This window comes from Actinacidiphila sp. bgisy167 (assembly GCF_965342175.1).
Taxonomy (GTDB): domain Bacteria; phylum Actinomycetota; class Actinomycetes; order Streptomycetales; family Streptomycetaceae; genus Actinacidiphila.
The window spans coordinates 92196-108890 of sequence record NZ_CBDRBL010000009.1 but is presented as its reverse complement, the minus strand read 5'-3'; the positions used below and the strand labels follow the sequence as shown (position 1 = coordinate 108890).

Annotated in this window: 16 protein-coding genes and 1 tRNA gene; 11 read left to right on the top strand and 6 right to left on the bottom strand. The window is 74.5% G+C overall.

Annotated features, from left to right (window positions below; translation table 11 throughout):
• Window positions 1–20 precede the first annotated feature (20 nt).
• From ACRWND_RS05975 to ACRWND_RS05940, 8 genes are all read left to right on the top strand, one after another.
• Window positions 21–788, top strand: a complete 768-nt coding sequence (locus tag ACRWND_RS05975) for a purine-nucleoside phosphorylase (protein ID WP_431946654.1) — start codon at window positions 21–23, stop codon at window positions 786–788.
• On the top strand, window positions 785–2104 hold the full coding sequence (locus ACRWND_RS05970) for an amidohydrolase (RefSeq protein ID WP_431946652.1): 1320 nt from the start codon (window positions 785–787) through the stop codon (window positions 2102–2104). The genes ACRWND_RS05975 and ACRWND_RS05970 overlap by 4 nt, the downstream gene beginning before the upstream one ends.
• On the top strand, window positions 2101–2724 hold the full coding sequence (locus ACRWND_RS05965; protein WP_431946650.1) for a sulfite oxidase-like oxidoreductase: 624 nt from the start codon (window positions 2101–2103) through the stop codon (window positions 2722–2724). Before ACRWND_RS05970 ends, ACRWND_RS05965 begins: the two co-directional genes overlap by 4 nt.
• On the top strand, window positions 2717–3484 hold the full coding sequence (locus ACRWND_RS05960; RefSeq protein WP_431946648.1) for a ferredoxin reductase: 768 nt from the start codon (window positions 2717–2719) through the stop codon (window positions 3482–3484). Before ACRWND_RS05965 ends, ACRWND_RS05960 begins: the two co-directional genes overlap by 8 nt.
• A gap of 64 nt (window positions 3485–3548) precedes the next feature.
• A tRNA-Pro gene (locus ACRWND_RS05955) sits at window positions 3549–3622 on the top strand.
• A 164-nt stretch (window positions 3623–3786) separates the two neighbouring features.
• Entirely contained in the window at window positions 3787–4458 is a 672-nt protein-coding gene (locus tag ACRWND_RS05950; RefSeq protein ID WP_431946646.1) for a FadR/GntR family transcriptional regulator, read from the top strand.
• A 107-nt stretch (window positions 4459–4565) separates the two neighbouring features.
• Window positions 4566–5606, top strand: coding sequence for a hypothetical protein (locus ACRWND_RS05945; RefSeq protein WP_431946644.1), 1041 nt, complete (start codon window positions 4566–4568; stop codon window positions 5604–5606).
• Between the two features lie 148 nt (window positions 5607–5754).
• Complete coding sequence (locus ACRWND_RS05940) at window positions 5755–6693, top strand: PAC2 family protein (protein ID WP_431946642.1); 939 nt, start codon at window positions 5755–5757, stop codon at window positions 6691–6693.
• 201 nt (window positions 6694–6894) lie between these two features.
• Here the strand turns inward: ACRWND_RS05940 and mshC are convergent, their stop codons facing one another.
• The 5 genes from mshC to ACRWND_RS05915 all read right to left on the bottom strand — a co-directional run bounded on the left by mshC (window position 6895) and on the right by ACRWND_RS05915 (window position 11472).
• Window positions 6895–8124 carry a cysteine--1-D-myo-inosityl 2-amino-2-deoxy-alpha-D-glucopyranoside ligase gene (gene mshC / locus ACRWND_RS05935; protein ID WP_431946641.1) on the bottom strand — a complete coding sequence of 410 codons (1230 nt, stop codon included), beginning with the start codon at window positions 8122–8124 and terminating at the stop codon, window positions 6895–6897.
• Window positions 8125–8195: 71 nt separating this feature from the next.
• On the bottom strand, window positions 8196–9032 hold the full coding sequence (locus tag ACRWND_RS05930; protein ID WP_431946639.1) for an SCO1664 family protein: 837 nt from the start codon (window positions 9030–9032) through the stop codon (window positions 8196–8198).
• A complete protein-coding gene (locus ACRWND_RS05925; protein ID WP_431946637.1) occupies window positions 8990–9586 on the bottom strand; it encodes a DUF3090 domain-containing protein in 597 nt (198 codons plus the stop codon). Before ACRWND_RS05925 ends, ACRWND_RS05930 begins: the two co-directional genes overlap by 43 nt.
• Before the next feature lie 58 nt (window positions 9587–9644).
• Window positions 9645–10343 carry a histidine phosphatase family protein gene (locus tag ACRWND_RS05920; RefSeq protein ID WP_431946635.1) on the bottom strand — a complete coding sequence of 233 codons (699 nt, stop codon included), beginning with the start codon at window positions 10341–10343 and terminating at the stop codon, window positions 9645–9647.
• Between the two features lie 340 nt (window positions 10344–10683).
• Complete coding sequence (locus tag ACRWND_RS05915) at window positions 10684–11472, bottom strand: ferritin-like domain-containing protein (RefSeq protein ID WP_431946633.1); 789 nt, start codon at window positions 11470–11472, stop codon at window positions 10684–10686.
• 271 nt (window positions 11473–11743) lie between these two features.
• Between ACRWND_RS05915 and ACRWND_RS05910 the strand changes: the two genes are divergently transcribed.
• Window positions 11744–12349 (top strand): hypothetical protein, encoded by a 606-nt coding sequence (locus ACRWND_RS05910; protein ID WP_431946631.1) that lies wholly within the window; start codon window positions 11744–11746, stop codon window positions 12347–12349.
• A gap of 47 nt (window positions 12350–12396) precedes the next feature.
• Here the strand turns inward: ACRWND_RS05910 and ACRWND_RS05905 are convergent, their stop codons facing one another.
• Window positions 12397–13449 (bottom strand): LLM class F420-dependent oxidoreductase, encoded by a 1053-nt coding sequence (locus ACRWND_RS05905; RefSeq protein WP_431946629.1) that lies wholly within the window; start codon window positions 13447–13449, stop codon window positions 12397–12399.
• A 126-nt stretch (window positions 13450–13575) separates the two neighbouring features.
• Between ACRWND_RS05905 and ACRWND_RS05900 the strand changes: the two genes are divergently transcribed.
• Both ACRWND_RS05900 and ACRWND_RS05895 read left to right on the top strand, forming a co-directional pair.
• Window positions 13576–14556, top strand: a complete 981-nt coding sequence (locus ACRWND_RS05900; protein ID WP_431946628.1) for an aldo/keto reductase — start codon at window positions 13576–13578, stop codon at window positions 14554–14556.
• Window positions 14557–14596: 40 nt separating this feature from the next.
• Complete coding sequence (locus ACRWND_RS05895) at window positions 14597–16648, top strand: helix-hairpin-helix domain-containing protein (RefSeq protein ID WP_431946627.1); 2052 nt, start codon at window positions 14597–14599, stop codon at window positions 16646–16648.
• Window positions 16649–16695: the final 47 nt, after the last annotated feature.

Below are 16695 nucleotides of genomic sequence, written 5' to 3'. Positions count from 1 at the left end.
CCGCCCGGCCCGGAGGCCCGATGACCCCCGACCAGCTGCCCATCTCCCGCATCCCGCGCACCGGACTGCCACCGTACGCGGTCGTCGTCGGCGACCCGGCGCGCGCGGCCGCGGTCGCCGCGCTGCTCACCGACCCGCGTGAGGTGTCGCACCACCGCGAGTACCGCACCTTCACCGGCGCCTGGAAGGGCACCCCTGTCGTGGTGTCCTCGCACGGAGTCGGCGCGCCGGGCGCGATGTGCCTGTTCCAGGAGCTGGCGGAGGCGGGGGTCCGGACCATCCTGCGCCTGGGCACGGCGGGCGCCATCCGCGCCGGGATAGGCGACGGCGACCTGGTGATCGCCGAGGCGGCGGTGCGGGACGACGGCGTGACCCAGCAGTTGCTGCCGCCGGAGTACCCGGCGTTCGCGGCGCCGGAGGCGGTGCTGGCGCTGCAGCGTGCGGCGCGGGCGGCCGGGGCGCCGCACCACCGGGGTGTGGTCTGGACGCGGGCGGCCTTCCAGCCGGGCTTCCTGCCGCTGCCCGGGGCCGCGTACGCGGCGGCCGGGATCGCCGCGATCGAGATGGAGCTGTCGGCGCTGCTGGTCCTGGCCTCGACCCGAGGCCTGGTCGCCGGCGGGGCGCTCATCGTCGACGGGGCCAACGCCGACGAGCTCGTCGACGTCGAGACCACCGGCGGCTACGACCCCCACCGGCGGGTGGTCGCCGAAGGGGTCGCCCGCGGCAGCCGGGTAACGTTGGACGCCTTGCATCTGCTGGCCACCGAGTACGGAAGCGACGAGAAGTGAGCGCTCAGGACGCCGATCTGCTGGTGCACGGCGGCGATGTGCTGACCGTCGACGCGTCGGGCACCGTCGTGCCGGGCGGCGCGGTCGCCGTGCGGGACGGCGAGATCGTCGCCGTCGGCCCGGCGGAGGAGGTGCGCGCGGCCCACCGCGCCGCCAAGGAGATCGACGCCTCGGGGTGCCTGGTGCTCCCCGGGCTGGTCAACACCCACACCCACCTGGCGATGACCCTGCTGCGAGGCTGCGCCGACGACGTCGACCTGCAGGAGTTCCTGGCCCGGGTCATCCCCCGCGAGGCCGAGCTGCTCTCGCCGCGGTCGGTGGCCGCGGGCGTGCGGGTGGCCGTGGCGGAGAGCGTACGTGCCGGCGTCACCACGGGCCTGGACATGTACTGGTTCCACGAGGCCGCCGAGCAGGCCGCACGGGCGGCGGGCTGGCGGCTGCTGGCCGGTCCGACGTTCATGGACGTGCCGGGGCCGCCGGACGGCCGTCCCTACGGCGACCGCATGGCGTGGGCCGCGGCGGACCTGGCCGCGCGCACCGCTCCGGCGCCGGGCACCCGTCCGGTGGTCTTCGCACACAGCGCCTACACCCTGGGCCCCGAGCAGCTCGTCGACATCTCCGCGCTCGCCCGCGAGCACGGCGCGCTGCTGCACATCCACGCGGCGGAGAACGCGGCCGAGGTCGCCATGGTGGTCGAGGCGCACGGCAAGCGGCCGGTCGAGCTGCTGGACTCGCTCGGTGTCCTCGGGCCCGACGTGCTGCTGGCGCACGCCGTGGACCTGACCGACGGCGAGATCGCGGCCCTGGCCAGGACCGGCACGTCGGTGGCGCACTGCCCGGTCTCCAACCTGAAGCTGGGCTGCGGCATCGCCCGCGTGCCGGATCTGCTGGCCGCCGGGGTCGCGGTCGGCCTCGGCACCGACGGCGTGGTGAGCTCCAACACCCTCGACGTCCTGGGCGCGGTGCGGGCCGCCGCGCTGGTCCACAAGGCCGGCGGCGACCCGACCGCCGTCGGCGCGGAGCAGGCGGTGCGGATGGCGACCATCGAGGCGGCCCGCGCGCTCGGCCTCGCCGACCACCTCGGCTCCCTGGAGCCGGGCAAGCGGGCCGACCTGGCCGTCCTGGACCTCGGCGGGCCGCACCTCGCGCCACGCCACGACCCCTGGTCGACGCTGGCGTACGCGGCCGCCGCGGCGGACGTACGGGACACCGTCGTCGACGGCCGGGTCCTCATGCGCGACCGGGTGCTGCTCACCCTCGACGAGGCGGCCGCGCTGCGGGAGCTCGAGGCGCTGGAGCTGGAGCACCCCGCATGAGCTCCGCCGTCGAACCCACCCGCGGTTTCACCGGGCGCGGCGCCGCCGGGGAGCGCGACCCGCGGCTGCCTCCCGGCCAGTACGACGCCCGCGACACCTGGCCGGTCCTCTCCGCCGAGGTCACGCCGACGATCGCGGCCGAGGACTGGACGCTGCGGGTGGACGGGCTGGTGGACCGCCCGCGCACCTGGGACTGGGACACGGCGCACTCCCTGCCCGCCTCCGAGTACCGGGGCGACATCCACTGCGTGACCGGCTGGTCCAAGTTCGGCATGCGCTTCGGCGGGGTGTCGGTCGACGCCTTCCTGGAGGCCGTGCGCCCCTCCCCCGCCGCCACCCACGTCGTCGCCTGGTCCCACACCGGCTACGCCGCCGATCTGCCGCTCGCCGACGTCACCGGCGGCCGCGCCTGGATCGCCTGGGAGTACGACGGCGCGCCGCTGCCCCCCGAGCACGGCGGCCCGGCCCGGCTGATCGTCCCGCACCTGTACTTCTGGAAGAGCGCCAAGTGGATCGCGGGCCTGCGCCTGCTCGACCACGACGAGTCGGGCTTCTGGGAGCAGCACGGCTACCACCCCCGGGGCAACCCCTGGCAGGAGCAGCGCTACGCCCATGACTGACCTCACCACCCCGGCCCCCGCACCCGTCCCGGCGTTCGTTCCGCCGACCCGCTTCGCCGTCCCCGGCCGGATCCCCGTCCCCGAGGCCGCGTCCTCGGTCTGGCGGCGCGCGGTGATCACGCAGATCCGGCCGGAGACCCCGCGCACGTCCACCTTCCGGCTGGCGGTGCCGGGCTGGGCGGGCCATCAGCCCGGCCAGTACGTGACGCTGCGCCTCACGGCCGCCGACGGCTACACGGCGCAGCGCAACTACTCGGTCGCCTCCGCCCCGGACTCCTCCGGCCACATCGAGCTGACCCTCGACCACGTGGTCGGCGGCGAGGTCTCCGGCCACCTGCACACCGTCGCCCGGCCCGGCGACACCGTCGAGGTCCGCGGCCCGCACAGCGGCTTCTTCGCCTGGAGCGGGGACCGTCCGGCGCTGCTGCTGGGTGCCGGGTCGGGCGTCGTCCCGCTGATGTCGATGGTGCGCCACCACCGGCTGCGCGGCCTGGACGTGCCGCTGCGGCTGATCGTCTCGGCCCGCACCCGTGAGGACCTGATCTACGCCGCCGAGTACGGGCCGGAGACGACCGTGCTGCTCACCCGTGCCGAGGGCCGTCTGACCGCCGCCCACCTGGCCCCGCACCTGTCGGATCCGCCCCGCGGCGGCTGGGAGGCGTACGTCTGCGGTGGCAACGGTTTCGCCGAGCACGCCTCGCGTCTGCTCGCGGACGGCGGGCAGCCGCTCGACCGGATCCGCATCGAGCGATTCGGCTGATCAGCGAGGTTCGGGTATCCTCCTCATTACGTGATCTTCCGGGGCGCCGCCCCGGGGGCCTCACCGGGACGTGGCGCAGCTTGGTAGCGCACTTGACTGGGGGTCAAGGGGTCGCAGGTTCAAATCCTGTCGTCCCGACGGTGATGTCGTGAGCCGCAAGGCCGTGTCCGCTGCTGCGGACACGGCCTTGCGGCGTTCTGGGGCCGAAGCGGTGGAGCGGGCCCTGCGACGAGGCCTCCCCGGAGGCGGCCGTGCGGGCATAATGGGCCGATACATCGGATGTCCGGGGAGGCGAGGGACTGATGTCGGTCACCGACGAGGCGATCGAGAAGATCAAGGACATGATCGTCTCCGGCGCGCTGCGCCCCGGCGACCGGCTCCCCAAGGAGAGCGAACTGGCCGCGGAGCTCGGGCTGTCGCGCAACTCCCTGCGCGAGGCGGTCCGCGCGCTGTCCCTGATCAGGATCCTCGACGTACGGCAGGGCGACGGCACCTACGTCACCAGCCTGGATCCGCAGCTGCTGCTGGAGGCGCTGAGCTTCGTGGTGGACTTCCACCGCGACGACACCGTCCTGGAGTTCCTCGCGGTGCGCCGCATCCTGGAGCCGGCGGCCACGGCGATGGCGGCGGCCCGCATATCCGAGTCCCGGCTCGACGCCCTGTCCGAGCAGCTGGACGCGCTGGGCGCGGCGCCCTCGGTGGAGGAACTGGTCGCCGGTGACCTGGAGTTCCACCGCGGCATCGTGCAGGCCTCGGGCAACTCGGTGCTGTGCTCGCTGCTGGACGGGCTGTCCGGGCCCACCACCCGGGCCCGGATCTGGCGCGGGCTGACCCAGGAGGACGCGGTCAGCCGGACCCTGCACGAGCACCGGGCGATCCTGGCGGCCCTGCGGGACCGGGACGCGGAGGCGGCGCGCTCCTGGGCGACGGTGCACGTCGCCAGCGTGGAGCAGTGGCTGCGCTCCACCCTCTGACATCCCCGGCGGCGCGCCCCGTATCCCCGGTGCCCCGCCCGCGGGCGAACCGTTCCGTGCCGGGGAGCGTCCGATCCTTCGTCTGTGTAATCGAGAAGAGGGATCGGATGAATCCACACCTCACGCTGCGCCTGCGCCGCCCCTCGGCCCGCACGCTGCGCCGCGCCGCGCTGCCGGCCGTCCTCGCCGTCCTGCTCCCGGTGCTCGCCGCCGGGCTCGCCCTGCGCCTGGAGTACGTCGGCGACCCCTCCGGCGCCGGCGCCGACCGGGGCCGGAACGCGGTGTGGCTCGGTCACGCGTGGGTGGACGGGGAACGGGGCAGCGCCGAGCTTGCCGAGCTGGCCCGTGAGGTGCGCGGCAGCGGCACCCGGGACCTGTATGTGCACACCGGGCCCCTGGAGTTCGACGGGCGCCTCGACGCCGGCCTCTACCCGGGCGCGCGGGACATGATCCGCCGACTGCACACCGCGCTGCCGGGGGTGCGCGTCCAGGCGTGGCTCGGCCAGGTCCTGTCGCACGACGGTTCCGAGGGGCTGCGCCTGGACGACCCGGCGACCCGCGCCCGCGTCGAGGCCGGCGCCGCCCAGGTCCTGGCGGCCGGCTTCGACGGGGTCCACCTGGATCTGGAGCCGATGTACTCCGACGACCGCGACTTCCTCACCCTGCTGGACTCGGTGCACCGGCTCACCGCCGCCCGGGGGGTTCCGCTGTCGGTCGCCACCCACCAGATCGACCCGCTGCCCTCCCTGCACACGGTCGGCGGCACGCTGTTCGGCCACCCGAAGTGGTGGTCGCAGCGCTACTTCGGCGAGGTGGCCCGGCGGGTCGACCAGGTCGCGATGATGACCTACGACACCGCCCTGCCCCTGGAGAGCCTCTACGGCGGCTACGTCGCCCAGCAGACGGCGCTGGCCCTGGAGGTGACCCCGGCGGACACGGACCTGCTCGTCGGCCTGCCCGGCTACCACACGGACAGCTGGGGCCACCACGCCGCGGCGGAGACCGTCGCGGCCGCCGTGCGCGGCGCCCGGCTGGGCCTCGCCCGGCAGGCGCCGGCCCGCGAGCGCTTCGGCCTCGCGCTGTACGTCGACTTCGCCGCCACCCCGGCGGACTGGGCCGCGTACCGCTCGGCCTGGAGTGGCGGATGACGACGCGTACGTCCGATGACGCGGGGGATCATCCCCTGTGAAGGCGGGGCGGCACCTGCCTCGCGAAGCCGTAGGCTGGTGCCGCACGCGAAGGAACGGCAGCCGGCGGGGGTGGACACGCCCCCTTCCGGCCGGAAGGAGGCGCTGGGTGATCGAGCTCGAGGGGGTTCCCGAGCTGATCGACCCGGTCATGGTGGCCGCGTTCGAGGGCTGGAACGATGCCGGGGACGCCGCCTCCGCCGCGGTCGGGCATCTGGACCGGGAGTTCAAGGGCGAGGTGTTCGCCGCGCTGGACGCCGAGGACTACTACGACTTCCAGGTCAACCGCCCCACGGTCTGGATGGACGGCAGCACACGGCGGATCACCTGGCCGACCACGCGGCTGTCGGTCATCCGCATCGAGACCCCCAAGCCACGCGACCTCGTCCTCGTACGGGGCATCGAGCCCAGCATGCGCTGGCGTTCGTTCTGCAACGAGATCCTGGGCTTCGCCCATGAGCTCGGCATCGAGATGGTGGTGGTCATGGGGGCGCTGCTCGGCGACACCCCGCACACCCGTCCGGTGCCGGTCACGGCCGTCACCTCCGACCCGGACCTGGCGACCGCACTCAGCCTGGAGGAGTCCCGCTACGAGGGCCCCACCGGCATCGTCGGCATCCTCCAGGAGGCCTGCACCCACGCAGGCATCCCGGCGGTCAGCCTGTGGGCGGCCGTGCCGCACTACGTGTCGCAGCCGCCGAACCCGAAGGCGACGCTGGCGCTGCTCAACCGTCTGGAGGACCTGCTCGACCTGCGCATCCCGCTCGGCGAGCTGCCGGAGGACGCGCGTGCCTGGCAGGTCGGCGTGGACCAACTGGCGGCCGAGGACAGCGAGGTCGCCGAGTACGTGCAGACGCTGGAGGAGGCCCGCGACACGGCGGAACTGCCGGAGGCCTCGGGGGAGGCCATCGCCCGCGAGTTCGAGCGCTACCTGCGGCGCCGCGACCCGCAGGCCGGTGAGTCCGACACGGGCCCCTACCTGCGGGACATGTCGCCGAAGCCCAAGGACGACCGGGACGAGAAGGAGGACGGCCCCGACGGGGAGTGACTCGGCGGGCCCATCCGGCCTCCTGCGGCCCACCAGCGCCATGCGGCCCACGGGCCCTTCCGGCCTGCCGGGGGCGGCCACGGCGAGGGCCCGGGACCTCGATGACGTCAGGAAAGCGAACGGCCCGGCCGCCGCCCCGCACGGGGACGGCGGCCGGGCCGCCCGTTTCCGCGGGAGCCTCCGGAAGGCTCCCGCGGCGCGTCAGAGCGCGACGCCGAGCAACGCGTCCACGGCGCGGGAGACCAGGCCGGGGGCGCCGGTGTCGCTGCCGCCCTCGGTCTCCTGCCGGGCGGCCCAGCGGTCCACGGCGGCGAGCGCGGCCGGGGCGTCCAGGTCGTCGGCGAGGGCCTCGCGAATCTCCTCGAGCAGCGCCTCCGCCGGCGGGCCGTCGGGCCGGGCGACGGCCGCGCGCCAGCGGGCCAGCCGCTCCACGGCGTCGGCGAGCACGGCGTCCGTCCACTCCCAGTCCGCGCGGTAGTGGTGGGCCAGCAGGCTGAGCCGTATGGCCGCCGGGTCCACCCCGTCGCGGCGCAGCCGGGAGACGAAGACGAGGTTGCCCTTGGACTTGGACATCTTCTCGCCGTCCAGCGCGACCATGCCGGCGTGCACATAGGCCTTCGCCATGGGGAACTCGCCGGTGAGTACCTGGGCGTGCGAAGCGCCCATCTCGTGGTGCGGGAAGGCGAGGTCGGAACCGCCGCCCTGCACGTCGAAACCCATGCCGAGGTGGTCGAGGGCGATGGCGACGCACTCGATGTGCCAGCCGGGACGTCCCCGGCCGAGGCTGCCGCCGTCCCAGCTGGGTTCCCCCTCGCGCGCGGCGAGCCACAGAACGGGGTCGAGGGGGTTCTTCTTGCCCGGGCGGTCCGGGTCGCCGCCGCGCTCGGCCGACAGGGCGCGCATCGCGGCCGCGTCCAGGTGGGAGACGCTGCCGAAGCGGGGGTCGGAGTCGACGTGGAAGTAGATGTCGCCGTCGAGTTCGTACGCTGCGCCGGCCTCGATCAGCCGCTCGACCAGCGGGACGATCCCCGGGATGGCCTCGACGGCGCCGATGTAGTGGGCCGGCGGCAGCATCCGCAGAGCGGTCATGTCCTCGCGGAACAGAGTGGTCTCGCGCTCGGCGAGGGCCGTCCAGTCCTCGCCGGTCTTGTCGGCCCGCTCCAGCAGCGGGTCGTCGACGTCCGTGACGTTCTGGACGTAGTGGACCTGGCGCTTCGTGTCGAGCCACACGCGCTGCACGAGGTCGAACGCGTTGTACGTGGCCGCGTGACCCATGTGGGTGGCGTCGTAGGGGGTGATGCCGCACACGTAGATGCGGGCTACCGGACCGGGGCTCAGGGTCACCGGGCCACCGGTCGCGGTGTCGTGGAGGCGGAGGTCGCGCCCTGTGCCCGGGAGGGCAGGGACGGCGGAAGCGGGCCAGGCATGCATGTCATGAGATTAACCGCCCGCGTCCGCGACAAACGACCCGGTGTACGCGCCGGGACGTCCGGGGCCGCGGATCAGATGGGCGGCCAGGGGATCGCGGGCCACTCCCCGGAGGGCTCGGGATGGCGCCCGGAGGCCAGCAGCGCGGCGACGCGGTCCCGCAGCGCCCCGAGCTCGTCGGCCGTGATGAGCTCCGCGAGCCGGGCGCCGAGGCTGCCGTCGGCGAGCTGCGCGGAGAGCGTGCCGAGGACTTCGACGATCTCGTCGGTGAGCGCTTCGCCGGCCCAGCCCCACAGCAGCGTGCGGAGTTTGTTCTGCGTGTTGAAGGTCACGCCGTGGTCGATCGCGTACAGCTGCCCGTCCGCGGCCGGCAGCAGGTGGCCGCCCTTGCGGTCGGCGTTGTTGATCACGGCGTCCAGGACGGCCAGCCGGCGCAGCCGGGGGTCGTCGGCGTGGACCAGCAGCGCGGTGCGGCCCTCGCCGACCTCGGCGAAGCCGACGGCCTTCCAACCCTCGCCCGGCTCCTCCCCCTCGACGAGAGCGAGGAGCCCTTCGCCGTCCTCCGGCGTGGTCTCGATCCACAGCTGGACCATCCCCTGGCCGTACGGGCCGTCCCGCAGCACGGTCGGCGGCACCAGGCTCCAGCCGGTGGCCTCGGAGACCAGATAGGCGGCGACCTCGCGCTGCGCGAGCGTCCCGTCGGGGAAGTCCCACAGCGGCCGCTCGCCGGCCACCGGCTTGTACACGCAGTGGGCGGACACCCCGTCGTGCTCGACGGCGCAGTAGAGCACCGCGTTGGAGGCGTCGCGCAGCCGCCCGCGCACGGTCAGTTCGCCATGCGTGAGCAGCTCGGCCGCTATGTCCCCGCTCAGGCCGTCGCCGACCGCCGGTACCCGTTCTGACGCGGGCATACGTGTCCTTCCGGATCCAGGGGCAGGCTGCACAGCGGGCAGGGCGGGCGGCCGGCCGCGACGACGTCGAGGGCGCGCTTGGCGAAGGAGCGGGCCTGGGCGCCGGTCAGGCGCACCCGCAGCAGCGGGGGCCCGTTCTCCTCGTCCTGCAGGAGCATCTCCTCGGCCGCCTCGAGGCCGTCCTCGTCCTCGGCCTCGATCTCGACCAGCGCCTGGGCCTCGAGGATCATCCGTTCCTCGGCGCCGTCCCAGGCCAGGGCCATCGTGCCGACCCGGAACTCCTCCTCGACGGGGACCTCGAGCGGCTTGTTGTCCATCAGCTCCGCGGGGGCCACGGCCGGCACCGGGGCGGCGCCGCCGGTGCGGCGCACGACCTCGTCCAGCAGTTCGTCGATGCGCTCGGCGAGGGCCTCGACCTGGGTCTTCTCCAGCGCGACGCTGGTCGTCCGGCCGGCGGCGCTCGCCTGCAGGAAGAAGGCGCGTTGACCTGGTTGGCCCACGGTGCCGGCGACGAAGCGTTCCGGCTTGTCGTAGAGGAACACCTGACGAGGCACGTCCTGCTCCGTTAGTTCGGTCTCTTGGCGGTTCGGTCCACCCTACTGCGGAAGCTGATCACGATGCGCCCGCGCCGCCTCCGACCTCCGCGTCACCCGGGGCCGCGGCGGGCCGCTCCCTCGGGCGCAGGCCGTCCAGGCTGCCGGTGTCCCCGAGCCGGAGCAGGAAGGGCCGCTCCTGGGTGTAGCGGATGGCGGTGACCGAGCAGGGATCGACGGCGATGCGCTGGAAGAGGTCCAGGTGCACGCCGAGGGCGTCGGCGACGATCGACTTGATGACGTCGCCGTGGGAGCACATCACATAGAGCGCGTCAGGTCCGTGGGTCTCCTCGATGCGCGTGTTCCACTCGCGTACCGCGTCGACGGCGCGGTTCTGCATGGCGCGCACCGACTCGCCCTCCTCACCGGGGAAGACGGCGGCCGAGGGATAGCGCTGCACCACGCCCCACAGCGGCTCGTCGGCCAGCTCGGCGAGCTTGCGGCCGCTCCAGTCGCCGTAGGCGCACTCCGTGATCCGCTCCTCGACATGGAGCGGCACACCGGGCAGCGCGTCCAGCAGCGGCTGCACGGTCTCCCGGCACCGCTGCAGCGGGCTGGTGACGACGGCGGCCGGCGGCAGTCCGGCCAGCCGGGCCGCCAGCGCCGCGGCCTGGTCGCGTCCGGTCTCGTCGAGGGCGACTCCGGGGAGCCGTCCGGCCAGCACTTTCTCCGCATTGGCGGTGGACCGGCCGTGCCGGACCAGGATCACGGTGGGCATGCCCGCCACCCTACGGCCACAGGTGTCCGGTGTGGTGCCGGCGGAGCGCGGAAAGGGACAGAGGCGATCGCCGACTCTGCCGTCCACCGCGTCGGGGGAGCGGACCGACGCCTCCGAGGACCTCGCCGAGGCGCCGGAGGGGGCGCCGCCGGTGACGGCCGCCTGCCGGGGGATCGTGTACGAGCCCGGAGCCCGTCGCGGGCCGCCGTGGGACCGCCCCGCGGACCTGGCCGTCGTCGCCGTGTCCGGGGCCCTGCCGTACCGGAACGTTCGAGCGGCACGCCGACCCCGAGCGGCTCCGGCGTCCCGCGCGGCACGCCGGCCGGGGGCGGAAGCCCGTTCAGAGAGCCGGTTCCGCCGCGGGCTCGGGACCGCCGAGGGCGTCACGCCGCTGGGGCATGGCGAGCCGGACCATCCGCCGCCAGCCGGCCAGCCGTTCGTACGCGTAGGCCCCGTGGATGCCGGCGCGCAGCACCGCCGCCTTCGCCCTGGACCAGCCGAGGATCCGCCCCATGTGCCCCATGACGGCCAGGCTCACGTCGCGGTGGACGCGGATCTCGGCGTGGGCGCACTCGCGCAGGGTGCGCTCGATGGTCGCGCCGTGGCCGGCGTCGGCAAGGCGCAGCAGTTCCTCGTGGCAGTAGGCGAGGTGGTTGTCCTCGTCGGCGGAGATCATGCGGACCGCCCTGCCGATGCCGGCATGGCCGGCGAAGTACCTGGTGAGCAGCGCCATCTGCTCGGAGGCACGCTGTTCGGTGACCCGGCTGTGCGCGAGGTAGGTGACGATGTCCCGCTCCGTCAGCGGCTCGTCGCGGCGCAGCTTGTCGTGGGCGAGACCGATGCCGCCGCGCTCGAGGAGCATGGTGTAGTCGGCCTCGGGCGGGACCGGCACGGGTTCGAGGCCGCGCTTGCGCATCAGGGCGTGGAAGATCCGGCCGTGCTTGTCCTCGTCCGCGCCGTGCCGGGCGATCTTGGGGGCCAGTTCCCGCTGGGACTCGGGGACCAGCGCGGCGATCCTTCCGTTCTCCCAGCCGCCCTGCGACTCCCCGCTGGCGGCGATCGAGCAGAACAGCCGGAAAGAGTCGTCGTTGTCGAGGATCTCCTGGAACAGATTCCGGGCGGAGAGCATGCCGTACCTCCTGCGCGAATCGGGCATTCGCAAGGGAGAGTCAAGTCGCCGTCCGGGAACGGGGCAACCTCCCCGGGCGCCGAATCGGCCGATCGGATGAGCGCCGTCCGGCACGGCGCGTAACCCCGGGCGCTTCCGGGCGTTGTGTTTGGTGACGGCCGTGGCGGGGAAGACCCCCGAGCCCCCACCACGGCCGCGGAAACCGAGGGGCCCTGCCGCAGGCCGAAGTGCCCGTGATTTCATAGCCCCTCGGAGGGGTCACGACCTAGACATGTTCAGCAAGGCGACGCGCAGCCGGACGACGGCGCTGCCCGGGGGCCCGGCGGGATCGGACTGGGCCCCTTACGCACGCCTTGACGATGCGGCACGCGCCTATTTCCTCCACGCCGATGTGGCTCTCGAGGCGATCGACGGCGTCCTGGGCAGGCGGCGGGTCCGCGGTTTCACCCTCGAACGCGTCGTCGACCTGACGGAGGCCGGCACCTCGGTGTGGCAGGAGGCCGCCGTCTGCGACGGCCGGCGGCTCATCCTGTGGCACAGCGAGGAGGTGGCCGACGAGGACGCGCCGGGCGGCCTGGTGCTGGACTCCTCCGTGCAGGTGCTGCCCCTGGCGGCGATCGGCCACGTCGGCATGCGCACCCTGGTGGGCCGCGACGAGCAGGGCCGGCGGATCGACCGCGGGGTGTTTGTGGTGCTGGCGACCACCATGCCGCAGGAGTTGAGCGCGGTGCGCGGCGACGCCGACGGCTCGGTCACCGCCGCCCGCTTCCGCCCGGAGTCGTTCCGGTTCAGCAAGTCCCTCGACGACGGCGGGGCGGGCCAGATAGCGCGCTTGATCGACTTCGGGCGGATGATGGGGCGCCTGGTCCAGGGCTGAGCCGGGACCGGTGTGGCCGCTCCCCCTGCGGCCGCCCGCCGACCCGGCTACTCCGCGAGCCCTGCGCGCTCCAGCGCCTCGACGCCCGCCCGCAGCGCGGCGACCCGCTCGTCGAGGGTGAATCCGGCCGGGGACAGGGTCAGCGTGGTGACGCCGGCGGCCGCGTAGGCCTGCATCCGGTCGGCGATCCGCGCCACGGAGCCCAGCAGGGTGGTCGCGTCGATGAGTTCGCGCGGGATCGCGGCGGCCGCGCCGTCCTTGTCGCCGGCCAGGTACTTGTCCTGGATCTCGGCCGCCTCCTTCTCGTACCCCATGCGCTGCGCCAGCCTGTTGTAGAAGTTCTGCTCCCGGCTTCCCATGCCGCCCACGTACAGGGCCGTGTAGGGGCGGAAGAGGTCGGCCAGGGCGTCCACGTCCTCGCCGACGGCCAGCGGCACGGTCGGGCAGACGTCGAAGCCGTCCATGGTCTTCCCGGCCTTCTCCCGGCCCGCCCGGATGTGGCGGAGCGCGGTGTCCTCCAGATGGCCGGCGGAGGCGAAGATCAGCAGCGCGCCGTCGGCGATCTCGCCGGTCTGCTCCAGGTTCTTCGGGCCGATCGCCGCGATGTACAGCGGGACGCGCTCGCGCACCGGGTGCACCGTCAGCTTGAGCGCCTTGCCGGGGCCGCCGGGCAGCGGCAGCGTCCAGTGCGCGCCCTCGTGGCTCAGCCGTTCCCGGGACATCGCCTTGCGGACGATCTCGACGTACTCGCGCGTGCGGGCCAGCGGCTTGTCGAACCTGACGCCGTACCAGCCCTCGGAGACCTGGGGCCCGGAAACGCCGAGGCCCAGCCGGAAGCGGCCGCCCGACAGGGAGTCGAGGGTGGCGGCGGTCATCGCCGTCATCGCGGGCGTCCGGGCCGGGATCTGGAGGATGGCCGATCCGACGTCGATGCGCTCGGTCTGCGCGGCCACCCACGCCAGCACGGTGGGCGCGTCCGAGCCGTAGGCCTCGGCCGCCCAGCACACGGCGTAGCCGAGGCGGTCCGCCTCCCGTGCCACGGCGAGGTTGTCGGCGTCCATCCCGGCGCCCCAGTATCCGAGATTGATCCCGAGCCGCATGGCGATCCCCTTACCGATGAGTAACGTCGTTGTCCCCCGGACCCTACCGGGTCCCGGCGCGCGCCGGAGCCTGTCGGGTACGTCACTTCTGCCCAAAGCTCCCGACGACCAGTAATCTCACCCCTCATGGAGCAAAGGCACCTCGGCCGCACGGGTCTTCGCGTGTCCCGGCTCGGGCTCGGCACACTGACCTGGGGACGCGACACCGGCGAACTCGACGCCGCCGACCAGCTCAAGGCCTTCTGGGAGGCCGGCGGCACGCTCGTGGACACCGCGGACGTGTACGGGGACGGCGGAGCCGAGTACCTCCTCGGGCGGCTGATCGAGGACGTGGTGCCGCGCTCGGACCTGGTGATCGCCACCAAGGCCGGCAGCGTCCCCGACCCCGACCGCCGCTTCGACGCCTCACGCGGCCATCTGCTGGCCGCGCTGGACGCCTCCTTGGAGCGGCTCGGGACGGACCACGTCGACCTGTGGCAGGTGCACGCGTACGACTCCGCCACCCCGCTCGAAGAGACCCTGCAGGCCCTCGACCTCGCAGTGAGCTCCGGCCGCGCCCGCTACGTGGGGGTGTCCAACTTCTGCGGCTGGCAGCTGGCGAAGGCGGCCACCTGGCAGCAGGCCGTGCCGACGCGCACACCGCTGGCCAGCACGCAGATGGAGTACTCGCTGCTGCAGCGCGGGATCGAACGCGAGGTGCTGCCCGCCGCGTTGGACCTGGGGGTCGGGCTGCTGCCCTCCTCGCCGCTGGGCCGCGGGGTGCTGACCGGCAAGTACCGGCACGGGACCCCGCAGGACTCCCGCGGTGGCTCCGCGGACATGGCGCCCTTCGTCGCCCCTTACCTCGACGGCACCGCCCGGCGCATCGTGGACGCGCTCGCCATAGCGGCCGACGGACTGGCAGCCAGCCCGCTGCAGGTGGCGCTCGCCTGGGTGCGGGACCGCCCCGGGGTCACGGCGCCGATCGTCGGGGCGCGTACCGCCAGGCAGCTCGCGGAGGCGTTGTCAGTGGAGACCCTTAGTCTTCCGGATGAGATCTGCCAGGCGCTGGACGACGTTTCTGCGCCGGTGCACCGCTATCCGGACCACGACTGGAGCACGCTGTGATCGGGCCCCGACCGTAGTCCGCCGTACAACGGAGGCCACCGTGACCGAGGACCGCGAGGAGCGCGCGGGGCGCGACCCCGAGGGGCGCGCCGTGCCGGAGGAGGCTGCCGGCGAGGAGACCCCGGCTCCCCGGCCGTCCACCGAGGGCGTCGGTTCGCAGCTGCCCGCCGAACTCACGGACCTGGCCGCCGCGGTGCGCGCCATCGAGCGCGGGGAGCGCCCGGCGCCCGCCCGGAGCGGGGGGTCCGCGCGTCCCACGCCGCCGCGCCCCGCGGCGGCCCCCTCCCCCGCGCCGGTGTCGGGCCCCGCGGCGCCGCCCGTGCTGCCGGCTCGGCTCAGCGGGGACGCCGTGGCAGCCGCGCGGACGGTGCTGGCGGCGGGCGGGGCCCCGGAGAGCCTGGCAGAGGCCGCCGTGGCGGCGCTGGGCGAGCGGGCCGGGGATGCGCTGCGCGAGGACCCGTGGCAGGTGCTGGCGCTCGCCGGGGTCCGGGTGGACCAGGCGGACGGCTTCGCCAAGGCGCTCCTCGGCAGCGGCTGCGACCCCGACGACCCGCGGCGGGTGCGGGCGCTGGTCGTCTGGCTGCTGGAGCGGGCGGCCGAGCGCGGCCACACCGCGCTCGAGTGGGGCGCGCTCGGCGCGGCGCTCGAACGCAACGGTGTCACCGACGCCGAGGAGACCCTGAGGGCCGCGGTCGCGGACGGCCTGGTGCTCGTCTTCCACGTACCGGACGAGCGCGTGGACGCCCGTCCGGCGGCCGGGGAGGAGGACGACGACGAGGCCCCGGTTCGGCTGCTTCTCGGCCTGGACCGCTACGCCCTGGCCGAGGAGAGCCTCGCGGACGGCCTGGGCAGGCTGCTGAACACCATCGACGCGGACGCGTCGCGGGACGAGGCCTCGCGGGACGAGATGCCGCAGGACTGGGAGGGCGCGGCGGGCGCGGTCCCGTCGCCGTCCGCCGCCGCGCTGATCCGGGCGGTCGCCTCAAGCGGGCTGGTCCTGCACACCGGCGGGGAGGCCGCCCGGGAGGAGCCGGCGGCGCTGGTGGCGGCCGCGCGCTCCCTCGGACTGCGGGCCTATGCCGTCGCGGCCACCGAGGACGGCAGGCGGCGGCTCGCCGGCTCCGTGGACACGGAGGCGACTGCCACCCTCGCCGGGCTGCTCTCGGGCTCCGAGGGCCCCGGCCGCGACGAGGACGACGCGCTGGCGCTCGACCTGCTGGCGGTGCTGGACGCGCCCCAGCTCGACGTGGAGACGGCCGCGACCCTGGTCGAGTCCGTTCCCGACGGGGCGCGCCTGGTGCTCTCCGGTGACCCGGCGGTGCTGTGGTCCGCAGGGCCCGGCCGGGTCTTCGCCGACCTGCTGGCGGCGAAGGTGTGCCCGCAGGTCGCCTCGCGCACGCCTGACCCGGGCCCGGTCGGCGAGCTGGTCTCCGGCATCGGCTTCGGCGAACTGGCCGCCGTCGACGCCCCGGGCAGGGAGGTCGTGATCGTCCCGGTGCGGGACGCGGGAGAAGCCGTGCACCGCACCGTCCAGCTGGTCGTGGACTCCGTGCCCCGGGTCATCGGCGTACCCCCGGAGCAGACCCAGGTGATCACTCCGGTGCACGGCGGCGCCGCAGGCACCGGGGCGCTCAACACCGCGCTCAAGGAGCGTCTCAACCCCGGACCGGGCCGCTTCGCGGGCTTCGACCCCGGCGACCGGATCGTGTACGCCCCGACACCGGGGGCGGCCGTCCCGGGCACGGTCGTCTCCGCAGACGCGCAGGGCCTGCGGCTCGACTGCGGGGGCACTCCCGTGGTGGTCGTGCCCGACGCGGTGCCCTCCGTGGTGCGGCACGGCTGGGCGATCACCGCGCACCAGGCGGCGGGCCGCCGCTGGCCGGCCGCCGTGGTGGTCCTGCCGGGGGACGCCGCGGAGATCCTCACCCGGGCCTGGATCTACACCGCCTTCAGCCGCGGGGAGCGCCATCTGTCGGTGGTGCAGGGCGTCGAGCAGGCGCTCCCGCGCGCCGTGGCGGAGGTCCCCCCGAGGGAGCGGACGACTCGGCTGCGGGACATCCTGCGCGAGCAGGCGGCCACCGCCGCCGAATGATCGCCGCGTGGGCCCGGGGCGGCTCCCCGGGCCCCGTTCCGGCTCCG